The sequence below is a fragment of the Stenotrophomonas sp. genome (assembly GCF_050737575.1).
Classification (GTDB): Bacteria; Pseudomonadota; Gammaproteobacteria; order Xanthomonadales; family Xanthomonadaceae; genus Stenotrophomonas.
Genome location: NZ_JBOHXW010000003.1, coordinates 497927 through 518800, shown reverse-complemented (window position 1 = coordinate 518800; position 20874 = coordinate 497927). Strand labels below are relative to the sequence as shown.

Genomic DNA, 20874 nt, shown 5'->3' with positions numbered 1-20874 from the left:
GGCTATTGGACTGACCGGTACAGAAAAAGTTCCAGCGTTCTGTTTTTGTCGAAAAACTCACTTACAAACATGAATAGGCGACAGAAACGATGCCACTCAAGCAAGACCCATAACGTAGCAAACCCCGCGCCTCGCGGATATGACAAGGATCAATGGGATTCAGCCAACGCTGCCCAACGCCGCCCGCGCCGGCAAGCGCCAGTCGATCGGCGACTGCCCACGGCGCTGCAGATACTCGTTGGTCTGCGAAAAGTGACCGCAGCCCATGAAGCCCCGATGTGCCGACAGCGGCGAAGGGTGCGGGGCTTTCAGCACGCGGTGACGGCGGGTGTCGATGACCTTGCCCTTCTGCTGGGCGTAAGCGCCCCACAGCAGGAACACCAAACCTTGGCGTTCGCGATTGAGCACGTCCACGACGTGGTCGGTGAAGCCTTCCCAGCCCCGGCCCTGATGGGCGCCGGCCTTGCCCTCTTCCACCGTCAACACCGCGTTGAGCAGCAGCACGCCCTGCCGCGCCCAGGGAATCAAGCAACCGTGGTCCGCGCGTGGAATGCCCACGTCGGTTTCCATCTCTTTATAGATGTTGAGCAGCGACGGCGGCACCGCCACGCCCGGCGGCACCGAAAAACTCAAGCCATGCGCCTGGCCCTGCCCGTGGTACGGGTCCTGGCCGAGGATCACCACCTTCACCTGCTCGAACGGCGTGGCGTCGAACGCGGCAAATATCTGCGGGCCGGGCGGAAATACGTGCGCACCGGCAGCCTTGCGCTGGCGCAGGAACGCCGACAGCTCGCGCATGTCCGGGCGCAGCAGCCAATCACCGATATGGGCCTTCCAGCTGGGTTCCAGTTGGATCTGCGGCGCGTCGTCCTGCGTCACAGCGTGACCGCCGGTTGCGCCAGGCGCGCCAGCCGCAGCTGGAACAGCACCTTGGTGACCAGCAGGCGTTCTTCGATGGGCTTCTGCACCAGGTCGTTGGCACCGGCCTGCAGCAACGCCGACTGATTGTGCGGGTTGCCGTCGCCGGTCATCACCAGCACCGGCAGGCGGCGCTTGCCGTAGCCGAAATCAATGCGGATGCGCTCGACCACATCGCGCCCGCTCAGCTCGCCCTTGAGCGTCACGTCGGTCAGCACCAGATCCACCTCGCGCGTGGTGCGGCCCAGCGACTCGGCGGTGAGCAGCGAGAAGGCATCCTCGGCGGTCAGCACATGCACGACATGCAGGTTGTGCCGCTCCAGCATGCGCTTGGTGGCTTCGGCGACCACGCGGCTGTCTTCGACATACAACACGGTGGCATCGGTCACCGGCTCGGGCTGCACATAGCCGCGGATGAACGCCGCCAGCGCTTCGTGGCCGAGCGCCTTGTCGAAATAGTCGGTGACGTATTCGGTGAAGCGGCGCTGCTCCAGATGTTGCTGGGCATCGCCGGAAACCACAATCACCGGCACATACGCTTGGCCGGCGGCTTCGCGCACGCTGCGCGCCAGGGCCAGGCCGTCGCCGTCTGGCAACGCCAGCGAGGTGGTGACCAGGTGCACCGGGCCAGCCGCCAACGCTTCACGGGCTTCTTCGATGCTCGCGCAGCCGACCACTTCCACGTCGGGCAGTTCGCGCTTGAGCACGTCGTTGATCAGGCGACGCACCAGTTTGGAACCATCGACCACCATTACCCGTGGTGCGTCGCTGATCAGATGCTTGAGCTCTTGCGTGGACATGCCGGCCTCAGGTTTCGGTCGGGCGAGTCTGCCGGAGGAAATGGCCAGTCACCAGCCACGCCCCCAACCAACCCAGGATCGTCGTGGCGACCAGCACCATCGAAGAATGAAACAGATCGAGCCCGTGCAATACGAACGGGCTGCCATAGCTTTGCGACAACGTGGCCAGCGGCGGCCGCAAGGCCAGCCCGCAGATGCCGATCAAGCCCAGCGCCAACGCGCCTGCGGCCAGGCCGTACCACGCCCCCAGATAGATGAAAGGACGACGGATGAAGCCGTCGCTGGCACCCAGCAACTGCAGCACACCAATCTCTTCGCGACGGGCCTGGATATCCAGGCGCACGGTGTTGCCGACCACCAATGCCGCGCCAAGTCCGAGCAGTACCGACAACACCTGCACCAGCCGTGCGCCAAACGCCAACCAGCCATCCAGCCGTTGCCGCCACAGCGCGTCGTGCTGCACCAGATCGGCCTGTGGCAGTGTTTCCAACGACGCGGCCAGCGCGGCGTCATTGCCGTCGGCTGGAGTGACGATCAGCAAGGTCGGCAGCGGGTTGTCGCCCAGTGCGTCGATGGCTTCGCCCAGGCCGGCGCTCTGCCGCAGCTCGGTCAGGCCTTCATCGGGCGTGCGCAGCACCACCTCGGCAACGTCGGCGCGCGCACGCAGGGTTTTGGCGATGTCCTGCGCGGCAGCCGCATCCAGCTCGGGCTTCAGGAACAGATTGATATCGCGCGACTGCTGCACGCTGCCGGCGAAATGCTTGAGGTTGTCCAGCGCAATCGACAAGCCCAGCGGCAAGGCCAGCGCCAGCGCCATCACCGCCACGGTCAGCACGGTCGCCCACGGCTTACGCAGCGCGCGGCCAAGGCTGAAAACCACGCTGTGCAGGTGATGGTTGATCCAAGTGCCCACGCGCGATGGCGCGGCCGCTTCGGTATTTGCAGGTTTACTCATCGTGCTCGCTCACTCCGCCAATTCGTCTGGCGAGATGTCATCGGCCAAGGTGCCGTGATCCAGGATCAACACGCGCTTGCGCATCTGCTTGATCAACGCCAGGTCGTGGCTGACCACGAGCACGCTGGTGCCACGCGACGGCAGCTCGGCGAACAACGACATGATTTCTGCCGCGAGCGTGGGATCGAGATTGCCGGTGGGCTCGTCGGCCACCAGCAACTTGGGCTCGGCGATGATCGCGCGGGCAATGCCGACGCGCTGCTGTTCACCAGCGGACAGTTCGGTGGGCAACGCTTTTTCGCGATGGCCCAGGCCGACACGTTCCAGCACCGAGCGCACCCGCTTGCCGGTATCGGCGCGGCGGTCACCACGCAGAATCAGCGGCAGCGCGACGTTCTCGCCGATGCTGCGGTCCACCAGCAGGCGGTGATCCTGATAGACGGCGCCAACCTCACGGCGATGCAGCGCGACCTTGCCGCCACGCACCTTGAGCAGATTGCGCTCACCGAACATGACCGCGCCGCGCGTGGGGCGCTCGCTCAGGTGGATCAGTTTCAGCAGCGTGCTTTTGCCGGCCCCCGAGTGCCCGGTGACGAACAACATCTCGCCGGCCGCCACCTCAAAGCTGACATCCACCAGCGCCTGATGGCCGCCGGAATACTGTTTGCTGACATTGTCAAAACGCAGGACGCTCATGCTGCCGATTATGCCGGAGCACGAGCTGGGTGCGGGGAAGTCCGATGACGTGGTCCCGTAGTTCCCTTCTTCCGCACTCAGGGGCAGCAGCCCACTTTTTAGTGAAAGACGACCAGCAACAAGGTGGGTGAGCGGGCTTTACCGGCTCAATGGGTTGCGGCGCATGCAGCGAGAACCTGCCTCACGCGGGTGAAGCGCAGGCTGATGCGTGGCACCTGAGAATTCTCTGGGGAAAGGCTGGAAACACCCTCATCCGCCCCTGCGGGGCACCTTCTCCCGTGATACGGGAGAAGGGAATCCAGCGGCTCCGCATCGTCTGCGGAGCCGTAACGATCAGCTGCCCGACAACATCCGGCGGATCTTGCGACCCAGACGCGTCAGGAACGAATCGTTGTCGCTGCCACCGCGCATCGGCTTGGCCTGTACCTGCACCGGACCGTTGTTCGGGGTTGCGGCTGCGGCGCCTTCGGCACCTTCCACAGGACGACCATGACGACGACGACGGCGCTTGCGCGGTGCGCGCTCGCCTTCGACCGCCGGGCTACCCGCAGCGGACGGCGCATCGGCGGCAACCGGACGCGGCGGCTTCGGCGCGTCGGTCTTCGCGGCATGTTCGCCTTCCACGCGCGGCTTGCGCTCACGGCGCGGCTTGCCATCGGCACCACGCTCGCCACTGCGGCTGCCGCTCGGCTTGCCGTCACGGCCACCGCGACGCGCTTCATCAGCGGCCTTCTGCTCGCGGGCTTCGCGGAAGATCGCGCCCACGCTTTCGCCGGCGTCTTCATCCACTTCTTCGCCTTCCACCGGCGCACGCGCAGCGCGCGGCAGCGAGGTCAACAGTTCGGCGGTCACCGCTTCGACCGGAATCTTCTGCTCGATGTACGCCTCGATGTCCGGCAGGCTCATCGCATAGCGCTCGCAGGCGAAGCTGATCGCATCACCTTCTTCGCCCAGGCGCGCGGTGCGGCCAATGCGGTGCACATAGTCTTCCGCGTCGAACGGCAGGTCGTAGTTGTAGACGTACTTGATACCGTCGATATGCAGGCCGCGGGCGGCAACATCGGTGGCCACCAGCACTTCCAGCTGGCCCTTCTGGAAGCGGTTGAGCAGGCTCTCGCGCTTCTTCTGCGGCACGTCACCGGACAGCACACCAACGCGGTAACCGGCGCGTTCCAGCGCACGCGCAACACGTTCGACGAACACCTTGGTGTTGACGAACACCATGGTGCGGGCGCCTTCACTGCGCGACAGCAGGCCGAGCAGCAACGGCAGCTTTTCTTCGTCAGCCGGGAAGTAGATGCGCTGGCGCACGCGGTCGGCGGTGATGTTTTCGGTTTCCACCACCAGCTTCTGCGGCTCGTTCATGTGCTCGTAGGCCAGCTCCAGCACGCGGTGGCTGAGCGTGGCGCTGAACAGCAGCGTCTGGCGCGTGGTGCGCTCGGGCATGCGGCGCAGCAGGAAGCGGATGTCCTTGATGAAGCCCAGGTCGAACATACGGTCGGCTTCGTCCAGCACGCAGATTTCGCAGGCGTGCAGCGAAACCACCTTGTGCTGTTTGACGTAGTCGATCAGGCGGCCCGGGGTGGCGATGATCACGTCCACACCCTGCTGCAGCAGTTCGCGCTGCTTGTCGTAATCCACGCCGCCGTACACCAGCGCAAAGCGCAGGCCAGTCTCCGACGTGAACTTCATCGCGTCCTTGTGGATCTGGATGGCCAGCTCGCGGGTCGGCGCCAGGATCAGCGCGCGCGGATCTTCCGGCTTGCGGTCGGCCAGCGCCGGGCGGGTCAGCAGTCGGTTGACCACCGCCACCAGGAACGCCAGCGTCTTGCCGGTGCCGGTCTGCGCCTGGCCGGCAACATCGCCGCCCGGCAGCGCCACCGGCAGGGTCAGCGCCTGGATCGGCGTACAGCGGGTGAAACCGGCTCCTTCAAGGCCTGCCACCAGACTCGGCTGCAGTTCGAAGGAGGAAAAGGTCACATCAGTCAGCGGTTTGTCGCTCATTTATTCTGTCTTTGTAGTGCCGGGCAGCCAGAGTGGCCGGGCGGCTTGCATCGATACGGGCACCGTCGCACACTGCGGCCCCTGCGCCGGGTCGCGCGACGTTGGGCTGTACCCTTTTGTCCGCGCAATGCCCCAGTTTACCGCAATGCGGCCGCCAACCCGGCATGGGCAGTCGCATTGCACCAGGAGACTCCAAGTGAGCGATAAGGTTTTACACGTCGGCGACGCCGACTTCGATAGCGCCGTGCTGCAGTCTGGCGAACCGGTCCTGGTGGATTTCTGGGCCGAATGGTGCGGCCCGTGCAAGATGATTTCCCCCGTTCTGGACGAATTGGCCGAGGCCTACCAAGGCAAGCTGAAGATCGCCAAGCTCAATGTGGACGACAACCGCGCCACCGCGGTGAAGTACCACGTGCGCTCGATTCCGATGCTGCTGCTGTTCAAGGATGGCCAGATTCAGGCGACCCAGATCGGCGCCGTCGGCAAGGGCCAGCTGAGCCAGATGATCGACAAGGCACTGGCCTGATCGACCGGCTTGGTCCGGCGGCCACCCTGCCGCCGGCCCTTCTGGGCCCGCCATACGGTGGCCCAACAAGGTTCCCCCGCCACCTTGCGGCCCCGCGCGTGGCGGTGTTAGTGTCGCTGCATCCGGCAGCTTTCGCCTGCCGCACCCTCCGGCCGGGTTCTCGACCGGATCATTCCCAACCAGTTCGCCGCCCACAGGGCGCTCGCACGTCTTAGCGAGAGGAATCAAGCACTTGTCCGAGAACACTCCTTCCGAAATCGGGAGCGCCGACGCGCCCGTCGAGAAGCGCGTGCGCAAGCCGCGCGTTGCCAAGACCGCAGAGGTCACCGACAGCAGCACCGCCAGCGCACCGGCCCAGCCGTCACTGCCATTGCAGGCTGCAGCTGTAGCTCCCGCTCCTTCCCCCGCTCCTGCCGCTGAAAGCGCGGCGCCCGCAGCTCAGGCCCCCGCTCCGTCGGGTGGCAATGACAGCGGCCCGGCCACCCCTTCTGGCAATACCCAGGAAGGCCAGCAGGAAGGCGGCGAAGGGCGCGCTGAGGGCAACAACCAGCAGCGTCACAACCAGAACAATCAAGGTCAGGGCCAAGGCCAAGGCCAGGGCCAGGGCAACCGCCGCGACCGCTTCCGTAATCGCCGCGACCGCGACCGTAACGGCCGTCCGCGCGACGACAACGGCATGCCCAGCGACGGCGGCAATGAAACCCATGTGCCGCGCATGATGCCGGGCGTGCCGGAAGGCTTCCCGGTCTATTCGCTGAGCGACCTCAAGCGCATGCCGGCGCACAAGCTGCTGGAAATCGCCGAGCAGCTGCAGATCTCCGAAGGCGTGGCCCGTGCCCGCAAGCAGGATGTGATCTTCGCGCTGCTGAAGGTGCTGACCCGCCACGGCGAAGGCGTCGCCGCCGACGGTGTGCTGGAAATCCTGCCGGACGGCTTCGGCTTCCTGCGCGCGTTTGAAGCCAGCTACCTGGCCGGCCCGGACGATACCTACATTTCGCCCAGCCAGATCCGCCGCTTCAACCTGCGTACCGGCGACCACCTGTCCGGCCGCATCCGTTTCCCCAAGGACGGCGAGCGTTACTTCGCCCTGTCGATCGTGGACACCATCAATGGTGAGCCGATTGAAGCGTCGAAGAACAAGGTGCTGTTCGAGAACCTGACCCCGCTGTTCCCGCGCAAGCGCTTCACGCTTGAGCGCGGCAACGGCTCCTCCGAAGACATCACCGGCCGTATCCTCGACCTGATGGCACCGCAGGGCAAAGGCCAGCGCGCATTGATCGTTTCGCCGCCCAAGGCCGGCAAGACGATGATGATGCAGCAGATCGCCACTGCCATCACCACCAACCATCCGGAAGTGCACATGATTGTGCTGCTGGTGGATGAGCGCCCGGAAGAAGTGACCGAAATGCAGCGCACGGTGCGCGGCGAAGTGGTTTCCTCGACCTTCGACGAGCCGGCCGCGCGCCACGTGCAGGTTGCCGAAATGGTGATCGAGCGTGCCAAGCGCCTGGTCGAGCACAAGAAGGACGTGGTGATTCTGCTGGACTCGATCACCCGCCTGGCCCGCGCCTACAACAACGTGGTGCCCAGCTCCGGCAAGGTGCTCACCGGTGGTGTCGACGCCAACGCGCTGCACCGCCCGAAGCGCTTCTTCGGTGCGGCACGCAACGTGGAAGAAGGCGGCTCGCTGACCATCATCGCCACCGCGCTGGTTGAAACCGGCTCGAAGATGGACGAAGTGATCTACGAGGAATTCAAGGGCACCGGCAACAGCGAAGTGCATTTGAACCGTCGTATCACCGAAAAGCGCGTGTACCCGGCCATCGACATCAACCGTTCCGGTACCCGCCGCGAAGACCTGTTGATCGAACCGGAGCTGCTGCAGAAGATCTGGATCCTGCGCAAGCTGCTGCACCCGATGGATGAAATCGCTGCGATGGAATTCCTGTTGGACAAGATGAAGAACACCAAGTCCAACGACGAGTTCTTCGGTTCGATGAAGCGCTGATTCCTGCACGGGTTTGGCTGCAGCAAAAAGCCCCGCGAAAGCGGGGCTTTTTGCTTCTGTAGTGTCGGAGCCTGCGATGCAGGCGTTGCAGGCTCCGCGGCTCACGCAGCACCCGCCCCACCTGTAGAGCCGAGCCATGCTCAGCTGAAGCATTACCGGTGAAGCCACTGCCGAGCACGGCTCGGCACTACCTTCGCATCGAGGATCAGCTGCCCTGCAGCGGGGTCAGCAGGCGCGGGCCGTTGTTGCTGTCGGCCATGTAGACGCCACCTTCGGCCAGGGTGTCCGGCGCCGACCCGGCTTCCTGCGATTCACTGCGCCACGGGGCGCGCTCACGCGGCCCGGCGACATAGCTGCGCCAGCGCCCGTATGTTTCGGGGCGCTGCGATCCGCCAGCCAGCTGGATGGCGTAGCTGACCGGCACCCGCACGTTCCAATAGGGCTGTGTGGCTTCTTCTCCTGCCGTGGGAACACGGAACGTCCAGCGCTTTGCGGCGGACACCGCACTCTTGGCCAACACTTCGCGGAAGCGCCGTTGATCGGATTCGCGACTGAGGAAGGTCAGGTTCACCTGTTCGGCAAAGGCGTCTTCAACCTTGCCGTCACTACCCACCTTCACCAACAGATAGACATAGCCGGTGGCACCGGATTGGTAGGCCAGCTCCGGATAGCGTGGCGGTGCCATCTTGATCGCGGTGACCGCATGCGGATCGGCAGTTTCGCTCTTCTGGAAACTCACGCCGCTCAGGCTGACCTCGTAACTGCCGCCCTCGACCTTGCGCGCGATCACCCGCAGACTCATCGGCGCGAGCGCCTTGACCGTCCTGCCGTCCACCACGATAGGCTCGAAGCGCCACTGCAGCGCGGCATCGCGCACCAGCTTCACCACGCCTTCGGGCAGCTTTTCTTCCTGATGGAAGACCAGCCCGGAGACCGAGCCATCCTGCTCGATGTGGACGTCGCCCCGCACCAGCATGCTGCTTTCCACCTGCTGCCGCACCGCCGCCACGCTGCCATTGGAGACTGTCGCTGACGCCCATACCGGCGCTGCCAACAGCAGCACGCCTGCAACACCGAGCGCACCGAGTCGAACGTTCATGCTCACATCCTTGCGATTGAAGTGTGCCGATTACACCGCAACCGTATGAAAGCATCAATCACGCCAATCGCAGGGTGCGCGGGTACGGCGGTGTATCGGGGAAGTCGCCTTGAGCGAAGCTTTGCTGCAGGCCCTGCCACCAGTGCGGGTCGAACAACTCACCGTATTTTTCGCGCACCAGATCCTGCAGCGGCTTCGGCAGGCCCATGAACAGACCGAAGCGTTCGGGGAACACGTCGTTGGCGGCGACGTGGAACCAAGGCTCGCCGGCCATCGCTTCTTCATCGTTGCGCGGGATTGGCCAGACGCGGAAGTTGCAGTCGGTGAGCAGGCACAGTTCGTCGTAGTCGTAGAACACCGCACGCCCGTGGCGTGACACGCCGAAGTTCTTCAACAGCATGTCGCCCGGGAAGATGTTGTTACAGGCCATGTCGCGGATGGCTTGTGCGTAATCCAGCGCGGCCGCGCGTGCGGCCTCTGTACCCTGCTCGCGCAGGTACAGATTCAGCGGGCGGAAACGGCGCTGCACATAGCACAGCGAAATCACCAGATCCTCGCCTTCGATACGCACGCTGTGACTGCAGTGGTTGACCAGTTCGTCCAGCAGCTCCGGCGCGAAGCGGCTGATCGGGAAGCGCAGGTAACGGTATGGCTGTGCGTCGAGCAGGCGGCCGATGCGGTCCAGGTTGAAGACCAATGCGTACTTCTCTTCCACGTCCTGCCGGCTCATGGTTTTGGGCCAGGCAAAGCGGTCGCGGATGAGCTTGAACACCAGCGGATAACTGGGCAGCGTGAACACCGCCATCACCATGCCGGGCGTGCCGTCGGCATGCACCAGCCGTTCGTTTGCGTGCTGTTGGAAGTGACTGAAGAAGGTGCGGTAACGCTCGGTTTTTCCCTGCTTGGCACGGCCCAGCACGGTATAGATTTCATCCACCGGCTTGCCCGGCAGAATGCTGCGCAGGAACACCACCGCATCGGCGACGGTTGGCAGATCCGCTTGGAAATAGCTGCGCGAGACGCCGAACAGATGTGCCACATCGCGACGCCGGCTCAACACGGCTTCCACGCGGATGCCTTCTCCGTCGTTGACCAGAACAATTACGCAGGGCGAGAAACGATGTTCGCCGAAGACGCGGCCAACCAGATACGCGCGGCGTTCGCGGTAGAACACAGTCTCCAACAACTCGATGGCGCGCACCGGATAGGCGCCCCAATGCGCAAGGTCATCCTGCAGACGTACCGCGATGGCAGCCGCACAGCGCAGCTGGTGTCGATACGGAATGTCGAATGCGTAGTCGGACAACAGGCGTGAGAACGCATCGGCTGGGCGCGAGTCGGATATCGCGTAGACATGCCGTGCCACCGGATGAGTGATGGCATCGGACGGTTCGATATCCAACGCCATGAACTCGATGCCATCGTCCACGCCATGTGTGCGGAACAAGCGTCGCGTCAGCGTGTTGTAGAAGGTCTTGTACAGCTCGCAGTCGATGCGACTGGCGACCCGCGAATCAAAGCTGGCTTTCACTTCACTCCACAGCGCCTGTGCAGGTGCCTGCTCACCGAGCAACACCTGCAATTGCTCACTGCAGCGAGCAATACAGAGGTCGTAAAGCTCGGTGCGCTCCACGGCATCGCTCTTGGCGCCGGCCCAGTCGCGCGTCTGGAACCGTTCGCGTGCGCGTCGGGTGATGTCGGCAAAACCTTGGTGGTAGCGCTCGAAGCCTTCGGCGATGCAGGCGGCGATGCGCTCGGCCAGTGCCGGCGCAACGGTGGATGCGCTCATCGGCGTGACGCCCGATGATGCACGGGGCTGACAGGAGCGGTGCGGAAGCAGTGCGTTTGCATGCGGGCAGCTGGCGGGGGTTTGCGTGACCATACGCCAGAGACCGGTGGTCGGCACAGCCCCCGGGATGCTCTGGTCAGTCTGGCTTTCGCTGCTGCGAACGGCGACGCAGGGAATGCGTTACTACCCGGCAAGCTCCGCCTGAATCTTGCGCCCGCATTCGCGCGCGCTCCACAGCACATGGCCGATGACACTGCGCTGCCCGCAGGCGGCCATCAACAGCAATGAACCGCGCGGCAGGTTGACCGATTGCATCAGCACCTTGCCTTCGCTGGCTTCAAGCATCAGCACCTCCATCGTACCCAGCGACAGCTCCCGTCCCACCGCGCTGGCCAAGGCCAACATCGCGCTGGTCATGGCCGCCAGGCGTTCGCCGCTGGAAGGTTGCGTGGCGGCCTGCGCCAACGCGAAACCATCCACGCTGGCGATGACCACCGCGCTCACGCCATCCACGGACTCGGTGAACTCCTGCAACTTGCGCTCGACCAACGTTACTTCCCAGTCCTCAAGCACCGCATTCCTCCCTGTCTCAGACATGCGCTTCCACTAATGCGGCCGCTTCCACTTCGCCCATCAGTACATCCATCAACATCATCACCGCATCCTCGGAGCGGGCGTCGAAAGGCACCACCGGCAATGGCCGGCCGGCCAACTCCTGTACTCGCAACTGGCAGGCATCCAGGTCCACGTCCGGGGTCAGATCGAACTTGGAAACGCCAACCACAGTGGGCACTTGGCCCGCATGCTCACGCAACACCCGCAGGTAGCAATCCAACTCGTTCACCACATCCGGGCTGGACGCATCGGCCAACACCACCACGCCACGCGCGCCCTGCAGCAGCACCGGCCAGATGAAGGAAAAGCGCTCCTGCCCTGGCGTGCCATACAGACGCAGGCGATCGCCGTTGGGCAGGCTTACATCGCCGTAATCCATCGCCACGGTGGTGGCCAGCTTGGAAGAAGTTGTATCGGTGTTGAGTACGTCGGTGTCGATGACGGTGCCGCCGGCGACCGCACGCACCAAGGTCGATTTGCCGGCACCCATCGCGCCGAGCACGACAATCTTGTGTTCGATCATGCAAAGCTTCCTGTGCGATTGCGGACGCTGCGCCACATCCGTGCGAGCAGCGCGCTGGCGCCCTGCTTGGGCGCTGGCGGTGGTGGCGGTGCCACCTCCGGGATTTTCACTTCGGCATAGCCGCACAGGTAGGCCGAGCGCATGAAAGCGCGGGTCGCGTCGATATCCAGCTCCAGCAGGCGCGTGCATTCGTGCAGGCTGCAGGGCTTTTTCAGCAGCAGCGAGCACAAACGGAAACCATCGTGCTGATGCGCAAGCACGCGGAAATCCGGCCAGCGCAGCAGGCTGACCTGTGCGTGTTGCTGCAGGCGCCGCTCGAAGTCGGTCCAGTTGTCGCTGTGTTGTGCCAGCTGCCACAGCAGCGGCCGCAGCGGTTGCCGTGACACGTTGCCGGCCAAGGTTTGAAAGCGTTGCGGCGACAGTTCCTGCAGCGCCAGCAGATCGAAGACCTCGCCCAGTTGCTGCGCCAGATTCTGCTCCGTGGAAATTTCCGCGTTCAACGGAACCGCCTGGTCGTGCTCAAAGTCGATCAGCAGCATCGGCTTACTCTGCACGGACAGCAGTGCGTAGCCTTTCCTTTCCTGCAGGCGCTGCCGCAACAGCCGGGTCATCTGCTTGGCACCGCTGGCCAGGAACAAGCCTTCCGTATTTTCCGGCTGCAACGATTCGGCATCTTCCGGCGTCAATGGGGATGTCGGTGGAGATGCCGGCGGCGCCAGCGCGTGCTGTATCTGCGCGTCGTCCAATTCATGGAGTGAATCGGATCGACCGTCGTGGACGACACCTGCGTCGTCGTGCATCCACAGCCGCATGGCCGGCCGTTTGCTGGCCATGTGCTTGGCGGCGCTGCGCAGCGCGGGCGTGTCCCGCACCAACAACAGGTCGCATTGATCCAGATCGGCACAGCGTTGCAGTGCTTCCGGTGGCAATCCCGCCACCTGCAGCAAGCGCCCGAGCAATGCTTTCTCCTCCCGGGTGTCCGAGCCCACTACCAGCACCCTGGTCATGCTCCCTTCCCCTTTCGACGATGATGCGCCAGCGCGATACCACGTCTGTTCTATCAGGCTATTCCAGATGCTGCATGTGAAAGAGTGATTGGTCACACACTTCAACCTGCCTGAAATTCCCGGCGTGATGTACCGCTCAACGCGACGAAAGATATCGCGCAGAGAGAGTGCGACGCCGGTGTGCAGGGCGGGTGAAAGTGCGCGGACAACATCCCCAACAACACGCGCACGGACGATTGTCAGCATCCGCTGAAACGACGGCGTGATGATGGCCGCTCTTATGTTTGGCAGGCACGGCGAACCGGCGATGGAAATCCGTTTCGTTCCGCCATAAAAAAACCTGCGCCGGTGAAGGCGCAGGTTTCGTCAGTGCTGCATTCCTGCCGTGGCAGGTAGGTGTGATCAGCCCTTCAGGCTGGCAACCGCGGCATTGAGCGTGGCGCTCGGACGCATGGCCTTGCTGGCCTTGGCCACGTCCGGACGGTAGTAACCGCCGATATCCACGGCCTTGCCCTGCACTGCGGCCAGCTCGTCAACGATCTTCTGCTCGTTGCTGGTCAGTGCTTCGGCCAACGGCGCGAACTTCGCCTTCAACGCGGCATCGTCGTTCTGCTCGGCCAATGCTTGCGCCCAGTACATGGCCAGGTAGAAGTGGCTGCCACGGTTGTCGATGCCACCAAGCTTGCGCGACGGCGACTTGTCGTTGTCCAGGAACTTGCCGTTGGCGACGTCCAGCGCATTGGCCAGCACGGCCGCGCCCTTGTTGTCGTAACGCTGGCCCAGGTGCTCCAGCGATGCGGCCAGCGCCAGGAATTCACCCAGCGAATCCCAACGCAGGTAATCCTCTTCGACAAACTGCTGCACATGCTTCGGGGCCGAACCACCGGCGCCGGTCTCGAACAGACCACCGCCGGCCATCAGCGGCACGATCGACAGCATCTTGGCGCTGGTGCCCAGCTCCAGGATCGGGAACAGGTCGGTAAGGTAATCACGCAGCACGTTGCCGGTCACCGAGATGGTGTCCTGGCCCTGGCGGATGCGCTCCAGCGACACAGCGGTGGCTTCCACCGGCGACAGGATGCGGATGTCCAGGCCGTTGGTGTCGTGGTCCTTGAGGTAGGTCTGGACCTTGGCGATCACCTGCGCGTCGTGCGCACGCGCGGCGTCCAGCCAGAACACCGCCGGGGTGCCGCTCAGGCGAGCGCGGCTGACGGCCAGCTTCACCCAATCCTGGATCGGCGCGTCCTTGACCTGGCACATGCGCCAGATGTCACCGGCTTCCACCTTGTGCTCGAACACCACCTTGCCGGCGTCGTCGCTGACCTTGACCACGCCATCGGCGGTGATCTGGAAGGTCTTGTCGTGCGAGCCGTATTCCTCGGCCTTCTGCGCCATCAGGCCAACGTTCGGCACCGAGCCCATCGTCGCCGGGTTGAACGCACCATGCAGCTTGCAGTCTTCGATCACCGCCTGGTACACGCCGGCGTAGCAGCGGTCCGGGATCACGGCCTTGGTGTCCTGCAGCTTGCCTTCGGCGTTCCACATCTTGCCGGAGTCGCGGATCATCGCCGGCATCGAGGCGTCGACGATCACGTCGCTCGGCACGTGTAGGTTGGTGATGCCCTTGTCCGAATTGACCATCGCCACGGCCGGACGCTTGGCGTACTCGGCGGCGATATCGGCCTTGATGGCTTCCTGGGTGGCTTCGGGCAGCTGCGGCAGGCGCGCGTACAGATCGCCGATGCCGTTGTTGGCATCAAAGCCCACTTCCTTCAGCGCAGCGGCGTGCTTGGCCAGCACGTCCTTGTAGAACTCCTCGACCACGACGCCGAACATGATCGGGTCGGAGACCTTCATCATCGTCGCCTTCAGGTGCAGCGAGAACAGCACGCCCTGCGCCTTGGCATCGGCCACCTGCGCATCGATGAAGCTGGCCAGCGCGCGGCGCGACATCACCGAGGCATCGACGATTTCGCCGGCCTTCACTGCGGTCTTTTCCTTGAGCACGACGGTGGTGCCGTCGTTTTGCACCAGCTCGATCTTCAGGCTGCCCGCGTTGGCCAGCGTGGCCGACTGCTCGCTGCCGTAGAAATCACCGCCGTCCATGTGCGCGACGTGCGACTTGGAATCGCTGCTCCACACGCCCATGCGGTGCGGATGCTTGCGGGCGTAGTTCTTCACCGACAGCGGCGCGCGGCGGTCGGAGTTGCCTTCGCGCAGCACCGGGTTCACCGCGCTGCCCTTGATCTTGTCGTAGCGCGCCTTGATGTCGCGCGAAACGTCGTCAGTCGGCGCGTCCGGATAGTTCGGCAGGATGAAGCCCTGGTCCTGCAGTTCCTTGATCGCGGCCTTGAGCTGCGGCACCGAGGCCGAGACGTTCGGCAACTTGATGATGTTGGCTTCCGGCGTGGTCGCCAGCGCGCCCAGTTCAGCCAGGTCATCGCTGATCTTCTGCCCGTCTTCCAGGTAATCCGGGAACTGCGACAGGATGCGGCCAGACAGGGAAATGTCGCGGGTTTCGACGGTGATACCGGCAGTGGCGGTATAGGCATCGATGATCGGCAGCAGCGACTGGGTAGCCAGGAACGGAGCTTCGTCGGTGAGCGTGTAGATGATCTTCGGCGTATTCGACATGGGGGCAGGAACTCTCTTGCTGACGGATGCGTTGCGCATGGGACGTGGTGGTCGGCCGTGGTGCGGGCGTCGCTGCAATGGCAGGCACCTGCCCCCGGCTTGGCCGCCGCCGTGGGGAAACCTTGGCATTGTCGCGTTTTCAACCGGGCCGGGCAAAAACACACCATACGCAAACGTAGGGACGAAGCTGGGTTTTCCAATGCAACTGTGCGCAGGCCTTGCTGCAGCAGGCATCGGCGGAAATGCAGCGGCAGTGGTCACAGCTGCAACAGATGGGATGCAGCATCGGGTTGCGCGGGGAAGCAAACAGGATTGGAGCAAGGCAGCCACGCAGGCTTTGGCTTTGGGCTTTGGGCTTTGGGCTTTGGGCTTTGGCTTTGGGCTTTGGGCTTTGGGCTTTGGCTTTGGCTTTGGCTTTGGCTTTGGCTTTGGGCTTTGGGCTTTGGGCTTTGGGCTTTGGCTTGATGCTTTCAGCTTCATCCCTTCTCCCGCCTGCGGGAGAAGGTGGTGCGAAGCACCGGATGAGGGCGCTTTGGCGCTGTTGTCGTTACGCATCTGGAAACGTCAAAGCTGCCCCCATCCGGCTTCGGCCACCTTCCCCCGCAAGCGGTGGAAGGGATATCAACAGCGCGGCCGCTGCCTTCCGCTCGCCCGCTCTCGCGTGATCCCGATCCAGATCCCTCAATAAAAAAGGCGCAGCCAGTGGCTGCGCCCATGCGTTTACCGACGGGAGAGAGGCGTCGGTGAACGCCCTACCTCACTTCACCTCGAACTGCTGCGGCATGCCTGCAGACTTGCCATCGACCGTGACGTCGGCGGTGTACTTGCCTGCCGGCCAGCCACTGGCCTTGTTGAATTCGATGTTGGTGGTGCCAGCGTCGGTGGTGTTGAGTGATGCGTTCTGCTCACCGGCCACCTGGCCGTCCTGATAGGTCAGTTTTGCCGCGACATTGACGTTGTTGGCGGTGCCATTGGTCTTGATCGACACAATGATCTTGTCCTTGGTGCCAAGCATTGCGACCGGGGCTACCGACTGGTCGGCGCCAACGGCATTGCCCACCGTGACCGAAGTGACGCTGACGGCGGCCGGTGCGGCCTCAGCCATCGGTGTCGGTGCAGGCGCGGTTGCGGCCGGCGGCGGCACCACTTCGGCTTCTTTCTTCTTACAGCCAACCAACGCAACGCTACCCACCACGGCGATCATCAGGACACTGCTGAGCGAAGTCTTCTTCATGGATTGCTCCGAAACTGGTTTGGGAATGAACAACACAACGGCGCGCAGGGATCAGCCCTGGCGCGGTGGAATCTTCAGGACTTGGCCGGGCTTGATCCGGTCCGGGTTGTCGAGGACGTCACGGTTGGCGTCGTAAATCTTTTTCCAGGCATTGCCATCGCCCAGAAGTCGCTTGGCGATGGTGGACAGGTTGTCGTCCTTCTGCACGGTGTACTGCTGTTCGCCGACGATCTCTTCGGTACTGGTCACCGTTGCGGTGACATCGGAGAAATCTGCCTTCTGCACGATCTGCTCGGTGCTGGAGACAGTGGAACTGACGTCGGAAAAATCGGCCTTCTTATCGGTACCCATCCAAGCCACTCCGCTTCTTGACTGGCGACCACGATTGCACGCCGCCTGTTAAGGATTCATCGCGCTGGCGTAAAGCCAGCGTGCGGAGTCATCTTCCGTTCGATTTATTGACGCAGGTCGCGAATTGGCGCTGCCTGGCCGCCCTGTCCCGGGGTAAAGCGGCGCGGGTTGATATCCAAACCACCGCGGCGGGTATAGCGGGCTTCTACGTCCAGCCATGTCGGGGTACAGCGGCGCATGACTTCCAGGAAGATGCGCTCCACGCACTGCTCATGGAACTCGGCATGGTCGCGGTAGCTGACCAGATAGCGCAGCAGACCTTCACGGTCGATACGGGGGCCGTGATAACGAATGCTGACGCTGGCCCAATCGGGTTGACCGGTGACGGGGCAGTTGGATTTGAGCAGGGCCGAGGTCAGGGTTTCACTGACCACATTGTCGGTATCGGCCGACAGGAATGCCTCGCACGGCGGGCCATAGCAGTCGATATCCACGTCCAGGTGGTCCACGGTCTCGCCCGGCGCTTCGGCGAACCGCGGCAGGCCGAATTCGACCCGCACGTCGGCACCCGCACAGGCCGACAGATCGGTGACGATGCGCTCGCGCACGGCTTCGGCACGGTTGAAACGGGCGCTGTTGAGCGAGTTCAGGTACAGCTTGAGCGACTTGGACTCGATCAGGTTCGGCGAGCTGCCCGGCACCCATAGCGTGGCGGTTTCCACGCAGGGCTTGCCGCGCGCGTCCAGCCAACCCACTTCGTAGGCATGCCAGCGGTCTTCACCATCGAACGGCAGCGCAGCGCCGGCCAAGCCGATCTCAGCGCGCGCGCCGGCACGCGGAATCGGGAACAGCAGGCCAGCGTCGTACTGCTGGGGGTAGTCGACCTCGCGGCCGAGACTGGAGTCTTGTGGGGTGTTCATCGGCGCCATTGTAAGTGGGCATTGTTGACCGCCGGATTTATGAAATGACGCAAATTCCCCTTCCCCGCGCCGCCAACGCAAAGGCCCGCCATTGCCGGCGGGCCTTTGTTTATTGCAACGGCTGCCGGCACTGGGCCGGCAAGGCGCGATTACTCGGCCTTGGCTTCCTCAGCCTTCGGAATGATGGCTTCGGTGGTGATGCGGACCTTGACGTCATCGCTGACGTTCGGGGCGTAGGCGCCCAGGCCGAACTCGCTGCGCTTGAAGCTGGTGGTGGCGTCAAAGCCGACCGACGGCACCTTCATCATCGGGTGCTCGCCGGCACCGTTGACGGTCACGTCCAGCACCACTGGCTTGGTGACGCCCTTGACGGTCAGGTCGCCGGTAACGGTCAGCTTGTTGGTGCCGGCGGCTTCCACCTTGGTGCTCTTGAAGGTAGCGGTCGGGAACTTGGCGGCGTCGAAGAAATCGGCAGCGCGCAGGTGCTCGTCGAACTTGGCGGTGAAGCTGTTCAGGCCCGACAGCGGCAGGGTTACTTCCACGGTCGACTTGGTTACGTCGGCGGCGTCGTACACCAAGGTGCCGTCAACATTGCCGAAGTGGGCGGTCGGGTTGGAGAAGCCCAGGTGGTTCCACTGCACCAGCACGTCGGTGTGGGTCGGGTCGAGGGTGTAGGTGCCGGCGGCAACGGCGATGGCAGCGGCTTCCGTTGCGGCCGGAGCAGCAGCGGCGTCGGCCGGGGCAGCGGTTTCCGCCGGGGCGGCGACCGGCGCGGCAGCCTGGTCAGCCGGCTTGGAGCAGGCGGTGATGGCGGCGGCCAGCGCCAGCGGGAGCAGCAGCTTGGACAGAGTGGACATGGATTTCTCCTGAAAGATTGGGAATGGAAACGGGATTAGTGTCGGCAAGGCAGGCTTCGGCCAATGTGACGAACGCCGCCGCTGGAACAGTTACGCGATGCGCGCGGCTTCGTCGAACGACAGACGCGGCAGACGCGGGAAAACACCGGCAGGGTCGCCATAGCCCAGATTGACGAGGAAATTGGCTTTGATGGCCGTGCCGGCAAAGAACGCTTCATCCACCTTGGCCGCGTCGAACCCTGACATCGGGCCGGCATCCAGGCCCAGCGTGCGCGCGGCCAGAATCAGGTAGGCACCTTGCAGCGTGCCGTTGCGGAATGCGGCTTCGTGGCGGCCTTCGCGCGGACCGTCGAACCACGACTTGGCGTCGGTGTGCGGGAACAGATACGGCAGCTTCTCGTGGAAATCCTGATCAAAACCAATGATCACCGTGACCGGCGCGGCCAAGGTCTTGGCCAGGTTGCCCTCGGACAAGGCAGGCGCCAGCTTCTGCTTGGCGTCGGCGGACTTGACGAACACAAAGCGCGCCGGGCTGGCGTTGGCCGAGGTCGGGCCCCACTTCAGCAGGTCGTACAAGGCGCGCAACTGGCTGTCTTCAACCGGACGGTCCTGGAACGAATTCTGGGTACGGGCGGTGCGGAACAGCTGGTCAAGCGCGGCATCGGTAAAGATGTCGGACATGGAAACTCCGTGGTGAGTGGGCTACGGTCGTGGCATTCCCTCGGGAAGCCCCGGACAATGGCCTCGGCCAATCTGCAGAGCGCAGTGTAGGCGCCAGCGACTGTTGCAACACCCAGCCTTTTTGAAACGAATTAATGCCATACGCGAAACGATCGACGCTTCCCTGGACGATCACTGACGGCCGCGCCGGTAATGTGCGGCAGGCCGTGGCGCTGGCCGCTGCACTGCGCCTGGGCGGCCAACAGCGTCTACAACTGCTGCCGCGCGCGCCGTGGCGCTGGCTTACGCCGCGTTTGCTCCCGGGTGCGCTGCAGGGCTTTGGCCCGGCCTTCGCGCAGTTGGCCACCGCCCCGCCGGGGTTGGCCATCGGCTGCGGTCGCCAAGCCGCCGGCGCCTTGCGGGTGCTGGGCCAGCGCGGCACCCGCACGGTGCAGATCCTTGACCCGCGCATCAGCGCGCGCCACTGGGATGTGCTGGTGGTGCCGGACCACGACCCTCTGCGCGGCGACAACGTCCTCACCTTGCTGGGCAGCCTCAATCCGGTCAGCGACGATTGGCTGGCCTGGGGCCGCGCCGCGTTTTCCAGTTTCGAGCAGCTGCCGGGGCCACGCACCGCCCTGCTGGTCGGCGGCCCCACCGAACATGCGCCGTGGCAGGAACCGGAGATGCAGGCGCTGCTGCAACAACTGGCCGCGCGCATCCGCGCCGATGGCGGCAGCGTGCTGGCCACGACCTCGCGCCGCACGCCGCGTCCTGTCACCAACGCACTGCTGCGCGCGTTCGACGATGTACCCGGGGTGATCTGGAGTGACGGCGGCGATGGCTCCAATCCCTATGCCGGGTTGCTGGGCTGGGCCGATCGCATCATCTGCACCCCCGACTCGGTGAACCTGCTGTCCGAAGCCTGCGCCACGCGGGTGCCGGTCGGCGTGCTGCTGGGCCAGCGCGCGAAGGCACGGATGGCGCGCTTCCAGACATCGCTGCGGGAGCACGGCCGGCTGCTGGATGGCTTGGACGCCTTGGATGCCGGGTCGCCGCAGACCATTGAGCCGCTGCGCGAGACCGAGCGCATCGCCGGCGAGGTGAAACGACGGCTGGGTCTGTAGGAGCGGCCTCGGCCGCGAAACCGGCGCTGCCTCCGGATCAGGCCGTCTGCACACGCAAGATGCGGGCACTCCAGGCTTCGCGGCCAAGGCCGCTCCCACGACAGTCGTGACCTAACGAATCTTTCCCAGTTCCCATGCAAGGATGCGCGCC

At 64.1% G+C, this 20874-nt stretch carries 20 protein-coding genes; 4 read left to right on the top strand and 16 right to left on the bottom strand.

Going from position 1 to position 20874, the window contains the following annotated elements; all coding sequences use genetic code 11:
- Nucleotides 1–159 precede the first annotated feature (159 nt).
- The 5 genes from ung to rhlB all read right to left on the bottom strand — a co-directional run bounded on the left by ung (nucleotide 160) and on the right by rhlB (nucleotide 5373).
- Nucleotides 160–879, bottom strand: a complete 720-nt coding sequence (gene ung, locus ACREP4_RS08450; RefSeq protein WP_431595729.1) for a uracil-DNA glycosylase — start codon at nucleotides 877–879, stop codon at nucleotides 160–162.
- Nucleotides 876–1718, bottom strand: coding sequence for a response regulator (locus ACREP4_RS08445; RefSeq protein WP_431595728.1), 843 nt, complete (start codon nucleotides 1716–1718; stop codon nucleotides 876–878). The genes ung and ACREP4_RS08445 overlap by 4 nt, the downstream gene beginning before the upstream one ends.
- Nucleotides 1719–1725: 7 nt before the next feature.
- Nucleotides 1726–2673 (bottom strand): permease-like cell division protein FtsX, encoded by a 948-nt coding sequence (gene ftsX, locus ACREP4_RS08440; RefSeq protein WP_431595727.1) that lies wholly within the window; start codon nucleotides 2671–2673, stop codon nucleotides 1726–1728.
- Between the two features lie 9 nt (nucleotides 2674–2682).
- Nucleotides 2683–3369 (bottom strand): cell division ATP-binding protein FtsE, encoded by a 687-nt coding sequence (gene ftsE, locus ACREP4_RS08435; RefSeq protein WP_431595726.1) that lies wholly within the window; start codon nucleotides 3367–3369, stop codon nucleotides 2683–2685.
- Between the two features lie 333 nt (nucleotides 3370–3702).
- The gene (gene rhlB / locus ACREP4_RS08430; protein ID WP_431595725.1) at nucleotides 3703–5373 is read right to left on the bottom strand and encodes an ATP-dependent RNA helicase RhlB; all 1671 of its coding nucleotides are present in this window, start codon (nucleotides 5371–5373) and stop codon (nucleotides 3703–3705) included.
- A gap of 196 nt (nucleotides 5374–5569) precedes the next feature.
- On the opposite strand from rhlB, the gene trxA reads away from it, so the two are divergent.
- Both trxA and rho read left to right on the top strand, forming a co-directional pair.
- The gene (gene trxA, locus ACREP4_RS08425; RefSeq protein ID WP_431595724.1) at nucleotides 5570–5899 is read left to right on the top strand and encodes a thioredoxin TrxA; all 330 of its coding nucleotides are present in this window, start codon (nucleotides 5570–5572) and stop codon (nucleotides 5897–5899) included.
- 232 nt (nucleotides 5900–6131) lie between these two features.
- Nucleotides 6132–7907: a transcription termination factor Rho gene (gene rho, locus ACREP4_RS08420; RefSeq protein ID WP_431595723.1), complete on the top strand. Its 1776-nt coding sequence runs from the start codon at nucleotides 6132–6134 to the stop codon at nucleotides 7905–7907.
- A 205-nt stretch (nucleotides 7908–8112) separates the two neighbouring features.
- Here rho and ACREP4_RS08415 read toward each other — a convergent pair whose 3' ends face one another.
- From ACREP4_RS08415 to ACREP4_RS08390, 6 genes are all read right to left on the bottom strand, one after another.
- Nucleotides 8113–9006 carry an energy transducer TonB gene (locus tag ACREP4_RS08415; RefSeq protein WP_431595722.1) on the bottom strand — a complete coding sequence of 298 codons (894 nt, stop codon included), beginning with the start codon at nucleotides 9004–9006 and terminating at the stop codon, nucleotides 8113–8115.
- Nucleotides 9007–9064: 58 nt separating this feature from the next.
- Complete coding sequence (aceK, locus tag ACREP4_RS08410; RefSeq protein WP_431595721.1) at nucleotides 9065–10795, bottom strand: bifunctional isocitrate dehydrogenase kinase/phosphatase; 1731 nt, start codon at nucleotides 10793–10795, stop codon at nucleotides 9065–9067.
- A 183-nt stretch (nucleotides 10796–10978) separates the two neighbouring features.
- Nucleotides 10979–11392 carry a roadblock/LC7 domain-containing protein gene (locus tag ACREP4_RS08405; RefSeq protein WP_431595720.1) on the bottom strand — a complete coding sequence of 138 codons (414 nt, stop codon included), beginning with the start codon at nucleotides 11390–11392 and terminating at the stop codon, nucleotides 10979–10981.
- Nucleotides 11385–11933, bottom strand: coding sequence for a GTP-binding protein (locus ACREP4_RS08400; protein ID WP_431595719.1), 549 nt, complete (start codon nucleotides 11931–11933; stop codon nucleotides 11385–11387). The genes ACREP4_RS08405 and ACREP4_RS08400 overlap by 8 nt, the downstream gene beginning before the upstream one ends.
- Nucleotides 11930–12940, bottom strand: coding sequence for a hypothetical protein (locus tag ACREP4_RS08395; protein ID WP_431595718.1), 1011 nt, complete (start codon nucleotides 12938–12940; stop codon nucleotides 11930–11932). The genes ACREP4_RS08400 and ACREP4_RS08395 overlap by 4 nt, the downstream gene beginning before the upstream one ends.
- A 402-nt stretch (nucleotides 12941–13342) precedes the next feature.
- The gene (locus ACREP4_RS08390) at nucleotides 13343–15574 is read right to left on the bottom strand and encodes an NADP-dependent isocitrate dehydrogenase (protein WP_431595717.1); all 2232 of its coding nucleotides are present in this window, start codon (nucleotides 15572–15574) and stop codon (nucleotides 13343–13345) included.
- On the opposite strand from ACREP4_RS08390, the gene ACREP4_RS08385 reads away from it, so the two are divergent.
- On the top strand, nucleotides 15552–16262 hold the full coding sequence (locus tag ACREP4_RS08385) for a hypothetical protein (RefSeq protein ID WP_431595716.1): 711 nt from the start codon (nucleotides 15552–15554) through the stop codon (nucleotides 16260–16262). The genes ACREP4_RS08390 and ACREP4_RS08385 overlap by 23 nt on opposite strands.
- A 69-nt stretch (nucleotides 16263–16331) precedes the next feature.
- Here ACREP4_RS08385 and ACREP4_RS08380 read toward each other — a convergent pair whose 3' ends face one another.
- The 5 genes from ACREP4_RS08380 to ACREP4_RS08360 form a co-directional block, all read right to left on the bottom strand.
- Nucleotides 16332–16808, bottom strand: a complete 477-nt coding sequence (locus tag ACREP4_RS08380; RefSeq protein ID WP_431595715.1) for a hypothetical protein — start codon at nucleotides 16806–16808, stop codon at nucleotides 16332–16334.
- Between the two features lie 51 nt (nucleotides 16809–16859).
- On the bottom strand, nucleotides 16860–17159 hold the full coding sequence (locus tag ACREP4_RS08375; RefSeq protein WP_431595714.1) for a LysM peptidoglycan-binding domain-containing protein: 300 nt from the start codon (nucleotides 17157–17159) through the stop codon (nucleotides 16860–16862).
- A 104-nt stretch (nucleotides 17160–17263) separates the two neighbouring features.
- On the bottom strand, nucleotides 17264–18079 hold the full coding sequence (queF, locus tag ACREP4_RS08370) for an NADPH-dependent 7-cyano-7-deazaguanine reductase QueF (protein WP_431595713.1): 816 nt from the start codon (nucleotides 18077–18079) through the stop codon (nucleotides 17264–17266).
- A 149-nt stretch (nucleotides 18080–18228) separates the two neighbouring features.
- Nucleotides 18229–18936 (bottom strand): YceI family protein, encoded by a 708-nt coding sequence (locus tag ACREP4_RS08365; RefSeq protein ID WP_431595712.1) that lies wholly within the window; start codon nucleotides 18934–18936, stop codon nucleotides 18229–18231.
- Nucleotides 18937–19026: 90 nt separating this feature from the next.
- Nucleotides 19027–19617 (bottom strand): malonic semialdehyde reductase, encoded by a 591-nt coding sequence (locus ACREP4_RS08360; protein WP_431595711.1) that lies wholly within the window; start codon nucleotides 19615–19617, stop codon nucleotides 19027–19029.
- Between the two features lie 134 nt (nucleotides 19618–19751).
- Here ACREP4_RS08360 and ACREP4_RS08355 point away from each other — a divergent pair, with 134 nt between their 5' ends.
- Complete coding sequence (locus ACREP4_RS08355; protein ID WP_431595710.1) at nucleotides 19752–20723, top strand: mitochondrial fission ELM1 family protein; 972 nt, start codon at nucleotides 19752–19754, stop codon at nucleotides 20721–20723.
- The last annotated feature ends 151 nt before the right edge of the window (nucleotides 20724–20874 follow it).